This is a genomic window from Pseudomonas sp. FW305-70 (genome assembly GCF_058783925.1).
In genome coordinates this window covers 16,238-27,484 of sequence record NZ_JBYSYZ010000059.1, presented here as the reverse complement: position 1 = coordinate 27,484, position 11,247 = coordinate 16,238, and the positions used below count along the sequence as shown (strand labels likewise).

Genomic DNA, 11,247 nt, shown 5'->3' with positions numbered 1-11,247 from the left:
GTGTGTCAGTAGACATAAACGTTGGCTGACACACCGCCTTCGCGAGCAAGCCCGCTCCCACAGGTTCGGTGTGTTGAAAAAAATCAAGGTTGAACCCAGCTTTTAAGCACCGCCCCGCAATACAGCCCGGAGAGGGTTTTCATCACCTGGATCACCTCGTGACTGGCGAGACCGTAAAAAATGTACTTGCCTTCACGACGGGTCGCGACCAGTCCTTCATCGCGCAGGATCCCCAGTTGCTGGGACAGGGTCGGTTGGCGCACGCCGGTCATTTTTTCCAGCTCGCCGACGTTGCGTTCGCCCTGGGTCAGCTGGCACAGGATCAACAGGCGATCCTCATTGGCCAGGGCCTTGAGCAGCGCACAGGCCTTGGAGGCCGAGGCGCGCAGTTGGGCGACTTCACATTCGGTCAGACTGGATTGCATTTGCAGGATGCCTTCAACGTCACTTAAGCTGCGAACATTATGTTTTTACATAAAGTGTTGCAACTGACTTTTCCACCCCTGCACAGGTTCGTGTCCATGCCCGCACTGATTGAAGCTTTCCTCGACCCCGCCTCCTCGACCTACAGCTACGTGGTCTACGAGGCCGATGGCGGGCAGTGTGCGATTGTCGACCCGGTGCTCGACTACGACGGTGCGGCCGGGCGTACCGCGACCACCCAGGCTGACAAAATCATCGCCTTTGTCCGAGCCCATCACTTGCAAGTGCAATGGCTGCTGGAAACCCACGCCCACGCCGACCACCTGTCCGCCGCGCCCTATCTGCGCCAGCAGCTGGGTGGAAAAATCGCCATCGGCGAGTCGATCAGCAAGGTCCAGGACGTGTTCAAGGCGCTGTTCAATCTGGAGCCATCCTTTCGCGTCGACGGTTCGCAGTTCGATCACCTCTTTGCCCCCGATGAGTCGTTCATGATCGGCAACCTCAAGGCGACCGCCCTGCACGTGCCCGGCCATACGCCGGCGGACATGGCCTACCTGATCGACGGTGATGTGATTCTGGTGGGCGATACGATGTTCATGCCCGATGTCGGCTCTGCCCGTTGCGATTTCCCCGGTGGCAATGCCAACCAGATGTTTGCCTCGATCCGCAAGCTGCTGGCCTTCCCCGCCAGCGTGCGCCTGTACGTCTGCCACGACTACCCGCCCGAAGGGCGCGCTCCCGAATGCATGACCACCGTCGGTGAACAGCGCAAAAACAACATTCACGTGCGCGACGGTATCGACGAAAACGCCTTCGTGGAAATGCGCACCCGGCGCGATTCGGGGTTGGGGATGCCGACACTGTTACTGCCGGCGATCCAGGTGAATGTGCGGGCGGGGAACTTGCCGCCGGCCGAGGACAACGGCGTGACCTACCTGAAAATCCCTCTGAACAAACTCTGACCCTGTAGGAGCGAGCTCGCTCGCGATGGACTTGAGGGCAACGCGTTTATTCAGAAGACTCGCGTTATCGTTAACCTCCATCGCGAGCAAGCTCGCTCCTACAAGGTGATCGTTATTTCAGGTGCCCAGCGTCAGGCCATTGGCCGGCAACGGCAGCGCGGTCTTGTACCTCACCTGCTTGAGCGCAAAGCTCGATCGAATGTTCGCCACCCCCGGCACCTTGGTCAGAAAATCCATCATGAAACGCTCCAGCGACTGGATGGTCGGCACCAGCACCCGGATCAGGTAGTCCGGGTCGCCGGCCATCAGGTAGCACTCCATCACCTCGGGGCGGTCGGAAATCGCTTCTTCGAAATGCTGCAACGCCTCTTCCACCTGCTTCTCCAGGCTGACGTGAATGAACACGTTCACGTGCAACCCCAGCAGGTCGGCATCGAGCAACGTCACTTGCTCGCGGATCACCCCCAGTTCTTCCATGGCCTTGACCCGGTTGAAACACGGCGTCGGCGAGAGGTTCACCGAACGTGCGAGGTCGGCGTTGGTGATGCGCGCATTCTCCTGAAGGCTGTTGAGAATGCCGATATCGGTACGGTCCAGTTTGCGCATGAGACAAAACCACCTGTTTTTTATGCTTATGCAGGTTTTTTATCTGCAAATGATCTTTAACGCAACGAAACAGAGAGAAATATTCTTCTTGGGCGGGCCTATGATTGTTGTAGGACAAGATTTCTTCTACCGAACGAAATCTGTCAGCTCACTACAAGAAATTCACAAGATCGAGCGTAGAAGCCATGACCCAAGCGTATGAACCGCTGCGCCTGCACGTCCCCGAACCCTCGGGCCGTCCCGGCTGTAAAACCGACTTCTCCTACCTGCATCTGACCGATGCCGGCACGGTGCGCAAACCCCCAATCGATGTTGAACCGGCTGACACGGCTGACCTGGCCCGAGGCCTGATCCGCGTGCTCGACGACCAGGGCAATGCCCTTGGGCCGTGGGCCGAAAACGTGCCGGTGGAGATCCTGCGCAAGGGCATGCGCGCCATGCTCAAGACCCGCATCTACGACAACCGCATGGTGGTCGCCCAGCGTCAGAAAAAGATGTCGTTCTACATGCAGAGCCTCGGCGAGGAAGCCATCGGCAGCGCCCAGGCCCTGGCCTTGAACATCGACGACATGTGCTTCCCGACCTACCGCCAGCAAAGCATTCTGATGGCCCGCGACGTGCCGCTGGTCGACCTGATCTGCCAGCTGCTGTCCAACGAGCGCGATCCGCTCAAGGGCCGGCAATTGCCGATCATGTACTCGGTCAAGGAGTCCGGTTTCTTCACCATCTCCGGCAACCTCGCCACCCAGTTCATCCAGGGCGTGGGCTGGGGCATGGCCTCGGCGATCAAGGGCGACACCAAAATCGCTTCGGCCTGGATCGGCGACGGCGCCACCGCCGAGTCGGACTTCCACACCGCCCTGACCTTCGCCCACGTGTACCGCGCGCCGGTGATCCTCAACGTGGTCAACAACCAGTGGGCGATCTCCACCTTCCAGGCGATCGCCGGTGGTGAAGCCACCACCTTCGCCGGTCGCGGCGTCGGTTGCGGCATTGCCTCCCTGCGGGTCGACGGCAACGATTTCTACGCGGTCTACGCCGCCTCCGCCTGGGCCGCCGAACGTGCGCGCCGCGGCCTCGGCCCGACCATGATCGAATGGGTCACCTACCGCGCCGGCCCGCACTCGACCTCCGATGATCCGTCCAAATACCGCCCTGCCGATGACTGGAGCCACTTCCCGCTCGGCGATCCGATTGCGCGCCTCAAGCAGCACCTGATCAAGGTCGGCCAGTGGTCCGAAGAGGAACACGCCGCGGTCAGCGCCGAACTGGAAGCCCAAGTGATCGCCGCTCAGAAAGAAGCCGAACAGTACGGCACCCTCGCCGGCGGCCAGATTCCAAGCGCTGCGACCATGTTCGAAGACGTCTACAAAGAGATGCCGGAGCACTTGAAGCGCCAGCGCCAAGAGTTGGGGATCTGACATGAACGATCACAACAACAATATCGAGCTGGAAACCGCCATGACCACGACCACCATGACCATGATCCAGGCCCTGCGCTCGGCCATGGATGTGATGCTTGAACGTGACGACAACGTCGTGGTCTTCGGCCAGGACGTTGGCTACTTCGGCGGCGTGTTCCGCTGCACCGAAGGCCTGCAGAACAAATACGGCACCTCCCGGGTGTTCGACGCGCCGATCTCCGAAAGCGGCATCGTCGGTGTCGCCGTGGGCATGGGCGCCTACGGTCTGCGCCCGGTGGCCGAGATCCAGTTCGCCGACTATGTCTACCCGGCGTCCGACCAGATCATTTCCGAAGCCGCCCGCCTGCGTTATCGCTCGGCAGGCGAGTTCACCGCACCGATGACCCTGCGCATGCCTTGCGGCGGCGGTATCTACGGCGGCCAGACCCACAGCCAGAGCATCGAGGCGATGTTCACCCAGGTCTGCGGTTTGCGCACGGTGATGCCGTCCAACCCGTACGACGCCAAGGGCCTGTTGATCGCCTCCATCGAAAACGATGACCCGGTGATCTTCCTCGAGCCAAAACGCCTGTACAACGGTCCGTTCGACGGCCACCACGACCGTCCGGTAACCCCGTGGTCGAAACACCCTGCCGCGCAAGTCCCGGACGGTTACTACACCGTGCCGCTGGACGTCGCTGCGATCACCCGTCCGGGCAAGGACGTCACCGTGCTGACCTACGGCACCACCGTGTACGTATCGCAAGTCGCTGCTGAAGAAAGCGGCGTTGACGCCGAAGTCATCGACCTGCGCAGCCTGTGGCCGCTGGACCTGGAAACCATCGTCAAATCGGTGAAAAAGACCGGCCGTTGCGTGGTGGTGCACGAAGCGACCCGTACCTGCGGCTTTGGTGCCGAACTGGTATCGCTGGTGCAAGAGCATTGCTTCCACCACCTGGAAGCGCCGATCGAACGCGTCACTGGTTGGGACACCCCTTACCCGCACGCGCAAGAGTGGGCGTATTTCCCAGGGCCGTCCCGAGTGGGCGCGGCGTTGAAACGGGTCATGGAGGTCTGAATGGGCACGCACGTCATTAAAATGCCGGACATTGGTGAAGGCATTGCAGAAGTTGAATTGTCGGTCTGGCACGTCAAGGTCGGCGACATGGTCGTCGAAGATCAGGTGCTGGCCGATGTCATGACCGACAAGGCGATGGTCGATATCCCGTCGCCGGTGCATGGCAAGGTGATTGCCCTCGGTGGCCAGCCGGGCGAAGTCATGGCGGTTGGCAGTGTGCTGATCAGCATTGAAGTCGAAGGCGCGGGCAACGTTAAGGAGTCGGCGCAACCGGCTCCCGTTAAAGAAGCCCCGGTGGTCGCACCAAAAGTTGAAGCCGTGGTTGAAAGCAAACCGGTCGCTGCCCCAGCGCCGAAAGTTGCTGTATGCCAGGGCCCTATGGTGGCTCGCGCGGCCGATGAACGTCCGCTGGCCTCCCCGGCCGTGCGCAAGCATGCGCTGGACCTGGGCATTCAGTTGCGCCTGGTGCGTGGCACCGGCCCGGCCGGTCGTGTGCTGCATGAAGACCTGGACGCCTACCTGGCTCAGGGTCAGTCGAATGCATCGACGGTCAGCAGTGCTTACACCCAGCGCACCGACGAACAGCAGATCCCGGTGATCGGCATGCGCCGCAAGATCGCCCAGCGCATGCAGGACGCCACCCAGCGCGCCGCCCACTTCAGCTACGTCGAGGAAATCGACGTCACCGCCGTGGAAGAGCTGCGCGCGCACCTCAACGAAAAACACGGCGCGACTCGCGGCAAGCTGACCTTGCTGCCGTTCCTGGTCCGCGCCATGGTCGTCGCCCTGCGTGATTTCCCGCAGATCAACGCTCGTTATGACGATGAGGCACAGGTCATCACCCGCCTCGGTGCCGTGCATGTCGGCATTGCCACGCAAGCCGATATTGGCCTGATGGTGCCGGTGGTGCGTCACGCCGAAGCCCGCAGCCTGTGGGACAGCGCAGCGGAAATCTCGCGTTTGGCCACCGCCGCGCGCAACGGCAAGGCCAGCCGCGATGAGCTGTCCGGCTCGAGCATCACCCTGACCAGCCTCGGCGCCTTGGGCGGCATCGTCAGCACGCCGGTGCTGAACCTGCCGGAAGTGGCGATTGTCGGCGTGAACAAGATCGTCGAACGGCCGATGGTGATCAAAGGCCAGATCGTGGTCCGCAAGATGATGAACCTCTCCAGCTCCTTCGATCACCGCGTGGTCGACGGCATGGACGCGGCGCTCTTCATCCAGGCCATTCGTGGCTTGCTCGAACAACCCGCCACGCTCTTTGTCGATTAAGCATTTGTGGAGAAAGTCATGCAGACACTGAACACCACGCTGCTGATCATCGGCGGCGGTCCTGGCGGTTATGTGACGGCGATCCGTGCCGGCCAGCTGGGCATCCCGACCATCCTGGTGGAAGGCCAATCCCTGGGCGGCACCTGCCTGAACATCGGCTGCATTCCGTCCAAGGCACTGATTCACGTCGCTGAGCAGTTTCATCAGACGCAGCAGCACCATCAGCTTTCGGCCCTGGGCATCAGCGTTTCGGCGCCGACCCTCGACATCACCAAGAGCGTCGAATGGAAAGACGGCATCGTCGATCGCCTGACCACCGGCGTTGCCGCGCTGCTGAAAAAGAACAAGGTCCAGGTCATTCAAGGCTGGGCCAAAGTGGTTGACGGTAAAACCGTCGAGGTCGGCGACACACGCATTCTGTGCGAGCACCTGGTGCTGGCCACCGGTTCGAAAAGCGTGAACTTGCCGATGTTGCCGATTGGCGGGCCGATCATCTCGTCCACCGAAGCCCTGGCGCCGACATCCGTGCCCAAGCGCTTGATTGTGGTCGGCGGTGGCTACATCGGTCTGGAGCTGGGCATTGCCTATCGCAAGCTCGGTGTCGAGGTCAGCGTGGTGGAAGCGCAGGAGCGCATCCTGCCGGCCTACGACGCCGAACTGACCCAGCCTGTGCACGACGAACTGAGAAAGCTCGGCGTGAAGCTTTACTTGAAACACAGCGTGCAAGGCTTTGATTCGAAAGAAAATACCTTGCAAGTTCTAGCCCCGAACGGCGCGACCCTGAACCTGGAAACCGATCAGGTGCTGGTGGCCGTCGGTCGCAAACCGAACACCCAGGGCTGGAACCTCGAAGCGCTGAACCTGGACATGAACGGTCCATCGATCAAGATCGACAACCGTTGCCAGACCAGCATGCGCAACGTCTATGCCATCGGCGACCTGAGCGGCGAACCGATGCTCGCGCACCGGGCCATGGCCCAGGGCGAGATGGTCGCCGAGCTGATCAGCGGTAAATCCCGCGAGTTCAACCCGACCGCCATCGCCGCCGTGTGCTTCACCGACCCGGAACTGGTGGTGGTCGGCAAGACCCCGGACGAGGCCAGGACAGCAGGCCTGGACTGCATCGTGTCGAGCTTCCCGTTCGCCGCCAATGGCCGGGCGATGACCCTGGAGTCGAAAAGCGGCTTCGTGCGTGTGGTCGCCCGTCGGGATAATCATGTGATTGTCGGCTGGCAGGCGGTGGGAGTCGGCGTGTCTGAATTGTCCACGGCGTTCGCGCAAAGCCTGGAGATGGGCGCGCGGCTGGAAGACATCGGCGGCACCATCCATGCGCATCCGACGCTCGGTGAGGCGGTGCAGGAAGCGGCATTACGTGCGCTGGGGCATGCGTTGCACCTGTAAATCAGGGCGAGGGATGGTGGCAGGGATGGCCTCTTCGCGAGCAAGCCCGCTCCCACAGGGGAATGCATTTCAAATGTGGGAGCGGGCTTGCTCGCGAATTCTCAAGGTCAACGCGAATTATCTGCCGATCAGCCGATAGTCTGGGCTGCGATTTAGCCCAAGAATGAAGTATTGTTGTCCCCATCCAAAAAACGTCAGAAGCCTTGAACCGTTTCGGCGGTTGTTAAGTGATAGAGGGTGTCATGGGTAACGAAAGCATCAATTGGGACAAGCTGGGTTTTGACTACATCAAGACTGACAAGCGCTATCTGTCGTACTTTCGCAATGGCGAATGGGACAAGGGCACCCTGACCGAAGATAACGTGCTGCACATCAGCGAAGGCTCCACGGCCCTTCACTATGGCCAGCAATGCTTCGAAGGCATGAAGGCCTATCGTTGCAAGGACGGCTCGATCAACCTGTTCCGCCCGGACCAGAACGCCCTGCGCATGCAGCGCAGTTGCGCCCGTCTGCTCATGCCGCAAGTCGACACCGAGCAATTCATCGAAGCCTGCAAGGCCGTGGTCCGCGCCAACGAGCGTTTCATTCCGCCGTACGGCACCGGCGGCGCGCTGTACCTGCGCCCGTTCGTGATCGGCGTGGGTGACAACATCGGCGTGCGTACCGCCCCCGAGTTCATCTTCTCGATCTTCTGCATCCCGGTCGGCGCCTACTTCAAGGGTGGCCTGACCCCGCACAACTTCCAGATCTCCAGCTACGACCGCGCTGCGCCGCAAGGCACCGGTGCGGCCAAGGTCGGTGGCAACTATGCCGCCAGCCTGATGCCGGGCTCCAAGGCCAAGAAAGCCCACTTTGCCGACGCCATCTACCTGGATCCGATGACCCACACCAAGATCGAGGAAGTCGGTTCGGCCAACTTCTTCGGGATCACCCACGACAACAAGTTCGTGACCCCGAACTCGCCATCGGTACTGCCGGGCATCACCCGTCTGTCGCTGATCGAGCTGGCCAGGACCCGTCTGGGTATGGAAGTGGTTGAAGGCGACGTGTTCATCGACAAGCTCTCCGACTTCAAGGAAGCCGGTGCTTGCGGTACTGCGGCGGTGATCACACCGATTGGCGGCATCGACTACAACGACCACCTGCACGTGTTCCACAGCGAAACCGAAGTCGGCCCGGTCACCCAGAAGCTCTACAAAGAGCTGACCGGCGTGCAAACCGGCGACATCGAAGCGCCAGCGGGCTGGATCGTCAAGGTCTGACCTGACGCCAGACGCACAAAAGCCCCCCATCGGGTGACCGATGGGGGGCTTTTTGTTTGCATCGTACTGACGAGTCCCCCCTGTGGGAGCGGGCTTGCTCGCGAAGGGGCCGTCAGATTCGACATCATCATTGCCTGACACACCGCTTTCGCGAGCAAGCCCGCTCCCACACTGGTTTTGTGTCGTTCGCAGATCTTGTGCACACTGAAAATCCCTGTGGGAGCGGGCTTGCCCGCGAAGGCAGTATGTCAGTCACCACAGAAGCAACCGGAAAAATGCTATTGATCGTTAATGGATGCACCTGGTGTGGTCGGCGCTGCCGCGATTGGTAATCTTTTGCCATTGCCTTCAACCAGCAGCGGCAACTCAAGCCCAAACCGCCCCGCCATCTCCTTGCGCCCCAACGCCGTCAACGCCAACGCCCGACTGTCCAGATCCTGGGTCACCCATTTGCGCTTGAGCGCCGTTTGCAACAACGCCGCCCCTAGTGATCCACCCAGGTGCGGCCGGCGCATGCTCCAGTCCAGGCACGGGCAGGCAAAACGGCGGCGCAGCGTACTCAGATCCTGCACTTCAATGCCTAGCCCCTGAAACATTGCCGAACCACTGTCACTCAAGCGATAGGCCTGTTCGTCGGTTTCCTCCAGCCAGCCCGCTTCGAGCATCCGGTCATGCAACAGCACGGCCAGGGTTCCCGCCATATGGTCGTAGCAGGTGCGGGCAAACTGCAGGCGATCCGGGGTACGCGACTGGAAGCTCGGCGCGCTGTTCTGGCCGATCACCATCAGCGCTTCCAGGGCCTGGGCCACACGTTTGTCCGCCAGGCTGTAATAGCGGTGACGCCCCTGAACGTGCAGCCGTATCAGCGCCATCTCCTTGAGTTTGCCCAGGTGGGCACTGGCAGTCGACGCGCTGACTTCGGCCACGGCCGCGAGTTCGGTGCTGGTGCGAGCGTGACCGTCCATCAGCGAGCAAAGGATTTTCGTCCGTGCAGGCTCCGCGATAGCGGCCGCCACTTGCGAGACACCGATGTCGTGCTGTTCTGCGCTCATATTTCGCTCCCGGACGAATCAACGCTCTTTCGGACTGGAGATAGTAGCAACACTTTCCAACAACAAAAGGCTGTGACCCATGGACCCGATCATCGCTGCGACCCATGCCGATCCTTATCCCTACTACGCACAACTGCGTGCCGAGGGCGGGCTGGCTTTTCATCCGCAGCTGAACATGTGGGTGGCCAGCAGCGCCCGGGCGGTGGCTGCCGTGCTGGCGCATGCCGATTGCCAGGTTCGCCCCGCGCAGGAGCCAGTCCCCAGGGCGATTGCCGATGGCCTGGCCGGCCAGGTGTTCGGCCAGTTGATGCGCATGAATGAAGGTGAGCGCCAGCATTGCCCACGGTCGGCGATTGCGCCGGGGCTGGAGTTGATCGATACGCGGGAAGTCGAGAGTCTGGTCAGCGCCCGCTTGATCTCCGCCGACGCCGTCGGCCTGTACAACGCCATGTTCCGTGGGCCAGTGTGCGTGGTGGCGGCGTTGCTGGGATTCACTCCGGCTCAGGGCCGAATCATCAGTGAACTGACGGCGGACTTCGTGGCTTGCCTGTCGCCCTTGAGTACCTCGGCACAGCTGTCCGCCGCCCATGCCGCCGCCGAACAACTGAGCGGTTATTGTGTCGAGCTTTTGGCTGACCCGGACAACCACAGCCGTCTGCTTGCAGGCATCCGCCAGCGCTTCACCGGCGGTGCACCGCAAATGCTGATCGCCAACCTGATCGGCCTGTTTTCCCAGACGTTCGACGCCACGGCCGGGCTGATCGGCAACGCTGTGCTGGCATTGATTCAACACCCGACGTTACTCAGCCAATCACCCCATGTCGAAGATCTGCTGGCCGAAGTGCAGCGCTTTGACCCGCCGGTACAGAGCACCCGCCGCTTCGTCGCCGCCCCCTGCGAAATCGACGGCGCAAGGCTGAATGCCGGGGACATGATCCTGGTGCTGCTGGCCTCGGCCAATCGCGACCCACAGCTCAACGACAACCCCGACGCGCTCCTGCTCGGCCGCCCGAACCGGCGCAGCTTCACTTTTGGTGCGGGGCGCCATCAATGTCCGGGACAGACTCTGGCGTTGAGCATTGCCGGCGCTACCATCCGGCACATTCTGGTGCTGAAGCCGGGACTGGACCGCCTGACCTGGGACTACCGCCCGTCCGCGAATGGACGAATTCCGCTGTTCAGGGATTGGCCAGTGGCTTGATCGACGATCAGTCCAACTGCCCAACCCGTGCAGCATCCGGCCAGAACAACGCCGCCTGCCCCAAACGCACACCCTGCTGATCAACCAGCGTCCACACCTTGCCTTCATGAATCATGAAGGCATTGCCCTGCCGATCCACCCGATAGCCACTGTAGCCATGGGCAATGCCATGGGCCGTGACCTGCTCCAGAAGCGCCTGGCGCATGTCCCGGTCCAGCGGTGATGCACTGAAACGCGAAGGCATGCCGATGAACTGCTCGCGCGGGTACTTGAAACTGGCGAGGGCCTGCTCGTTGGCGTAATAAAACAGCGGATCGGCCTCGGTGCCATGGGCCAGCAAAGCAAAAGGCGCGTGAGCATGCAGCCAGGCTAGACGCTCGTCTTCGCTCAGCGATTGCGGAGCCGGCAAGCGCGCACCGGTCCAGTGCCGGTAAGCGACATCCAGCTGTTGAACCATCTCCAGAAATTCATTGGCTGGCGACATGGGCTTCCTGTAAGGCGGGTGAGTTCAAACACAAAACCTGTGTGAGCGAGCGGGCTCGCGACGATGGCGTGCTATTCAACATCATTGTCGACTGACGTGTCGA

General features: G+C 61.4%; 11 protein-coding genes. 7 read left to right on the top strand and 4 right to left on the bottom strand.

Features of this window, described 5'->3' with window-relative positions; translation table 11 throughout:
• Positions 1-83: 83 nt before the first annotated feature.
• Entirely contained in the window at positions 84-425 is a 342-nt protein-coding gene (locus AC3WN7_RS26980) for an ArsR/SmtB family transcription factor (protein WP_007976596.1), read from the bottom strand.
• Between the two features lie 96 nt (positions 426-521).
• Here AC3WN7_RS26980 and AC3WN7_RS26975 point away from each other — a divergent pair, with 96 nt between their 5' ends.
• On the top strand, positions 522-1,385 hold the full coding sequence (locus AC3WN7_RS26975; RefSeq protein ID WP_102675635.1) for an MBL fold metallo-hydrolase: 864 nt from the start codon (positions 522-524) through the stop codon (positions 1,383-1,385).
• Between the two features lie 117 nt (positions 1,386-1,502).
• Here AC3WN7_RS26975 and bkdR read toward each other — a convergent pair whose 3' ends face one another.
• Positions 1,503-1,991 (bottom strand): Bkd operon transcriptional regulator BkdR, encoded by a 489-nt coding sequence (gene bkdR / locus AC3WN7_RS26970; protein WP_095967630.1) that lies wholly within the window; start codon positions 1,989-1,991, stop codon positions 1,503-1,505.
• A gap of 185 nt (positions 1,992-2,176) precedes the next feature.
• Here bkdR and AC3WN7_RS26965 point away from each other — a divergent pair, with 185 nt between their 5' ends.
• The 5 genes from AC3WN7_RS26965 (at position 2,177) to AC3WN7_RS26945 (ending at position 8,407) form a co-directional block, all read left to right on the top strand.
• Positions 2,177-3,412 carry a 3-methyl-2-oxobutanoate dehydrogenase (2-methylpropanoyl-transferring) subunit alpha gene (locus AC3WN7_RS26965; protein WP_007976592.1) on the top strand — a complete coding sequence of 412 codons (1,236 nt, stop codon included), beginning with the start codon at positions 2,177-2,179 and terminating at the stop codon, positions 3,410-3,412.
• 1 nt (position 3,413) lies between these two features.
• A complete protein-coding gene (locus AC3WN7_RS26960; RefSeq protein WP_015095444.1) occupies positions 3,414-4,472 on the top strand; it encodes an alpha-ketoacid dehydrogenase subunit beta in 1,059 nt (352 codons plus the stop codon).
• On the top strand, positions 4,473-5,744 hold the full coding sequence (locus tag AC3WN7_RS26955; RefSeq protein ID WP_095967628.1) for a dihydrolipoamide acetyltransferase family protein: 1,272 nt from the start codon (positions 4,473-4,475) through the stop codon (positions 5,742-5,744).
• A gap of 18 nt (positions 5,745-5,762) precedes the next feature.
• On the top strand, positions 5,763-7,145 hold the full coding sequence (lpdA, locus tag AC3WN7_RS26950; RefSeq protein ID WP_102675621.1) for a dihydrolipoyl dehydrogenase: 1,383 nt from the start codon (positions 5,763-5,765) through the stop codon (positions 7,143-7,145).
• A gap of 242 nt (positions 7,146-7,387) precedes the next feature.
• Positions 7,388-8,407 carry a branched-chain amino acid aminotransferase gene (locus AC3WN7_RS26945; protein WP_102675622.1) on the top strand — a complete coding sequence of 340 codons (1,020 nt, stop codon included), beginning with the start codon at positions 7,388-7,390 and terminating at the stop codon, positions 8,405-8,407.
• 278 nt (positions 8,408-8,685) lie between these two features.
• Here AC3WN7_RS26945 and AC3WN7_RS26940 read toward each other — a convergent pair whose 3' ends face one another.
• Positions 8,686-9,459: an ArsR/SmtB family transcription factor gene (locus tag AC3WN7_RS26940; RefSeq protein ID WP_102675623.1), complete on the bottom strand. Its 774-nt coding sequence runs from the start codon at positions 9,457-9,459 to the stop codon at positions 8,686-8,688.
• 79 nt (positions 9,460-9,538) lie between these two features.
• Between AC3WN7_RS26940 and AC3WN7_RS26935 the strand changes: the two genes are divergently transcribed.
• Positions 9,539-10,660: a cytochrome P450 gene (locus AC3WN7_RS26935; protein ID WP_102675624.1), complete on the top strand. Its 1,122-nt coding sequence runs from the start codon at positions 9,539-9,541 to the stop codon at positions 10,658-10,660.
• Positions 10,661-10,667: 7 nt separating this feature from the next.
• On the opposite strand, the gene AC3WN7_RS26930 is transcribed toward AC3WN7_RS26935, so the two are convergent.
• Entirely contained in the window at positions 10,668-11,144 is a 477-nt protein-coding gene (locus tag AC3WN7_RS26930) for an MEKHLA domain-containing protein (RefSeq protein ID WP_095967623.1), read from the bottom strand.
• Between the last annotated feature and the right edge of the window lie 103 nt (positions 11,145-11,247).

Excerpts from the sequence above, each read along its gene's own strand:
- AC3WN7_RS26975 (WP_102675635.1), top strand. The coding sequence starts at position 522 with ATGCCCGCACTGATTGAAGCTTTCCTCGACCCCGCCTCCTCGACCTAC.
- AC3WN7_RS26965 (WP_007976592.1), top strand. The coding sequence starts at position 2,177 with ATGACCCAAGCGTATGAACCGCTGCGCCTGCACGTCCCCGAACCCTCG.
- AC3WN7_RS26980 (WP_007976596.1), bottom strand. The coding sequence starts at position 425 with ATGCAATCCAGTCTGACCGAATGTGAAGTCGCCCAACTGCGCGCCTCG.
- AC3WN7_RS26940 (WP_102675623.1), bottom strand. The coding sequence starts at position 9,459 with ATGAGCGCAGAACAGCACGACATCGGTGTCTCGCAAGTGGCGGCCGCT.
- AC3WN7_RS26945 (WP_102675622.1), top strand. The coding sequence starts at position 7,388 with ATGGGTAACGAAAGCATCAATTGGGACAAGCTGGGTTTTGACTACATC.
- AC3WN7_RS26930 (WP_095967623.1), bottom strand. The coding sequence starts at position 11,144 with ATGTCGCCAGCCAATGAATTTCTGGAGATGGTTCAACAGCTGGATGTC.
- AC3WN7_RS26955 (WP_095967628.1), top strand. The coding sequence starts at position 4,473 with ATGGGCACGCACGTCATTAAAATGCCGGACATTGGTGAAGGCATTGCA.
- bkdR (WP_095967630.1), bottom strand. The coding sequence starts at position 1,991 with ATGCGCAAACTGGACCGTACCGATATCGGCATTCTCAACAGCCTTCAG.
- lpdA (WP_102675621.1), top strand. The coding sequence starts at position 5,763 with ATGCAGACACTGAACACCACGCTGCTGATCATCGGCGGCGGTCCTGGC.
- AC3WN7_RS26960 (WP_015095444.1), top strand. The coding sequence starts at position 3,414 with ATGAACGATCACAACAACAATATCGAGCTGGAAACCGCCATGACCACG.
- AC3WN7_RS26935 (WP_102675624.1), top strand. The coding sequence starts at position 9,539 with ATGGACCCGATCATCGCTGCGACCCATGCCGATCCTTATCCCTACTAC.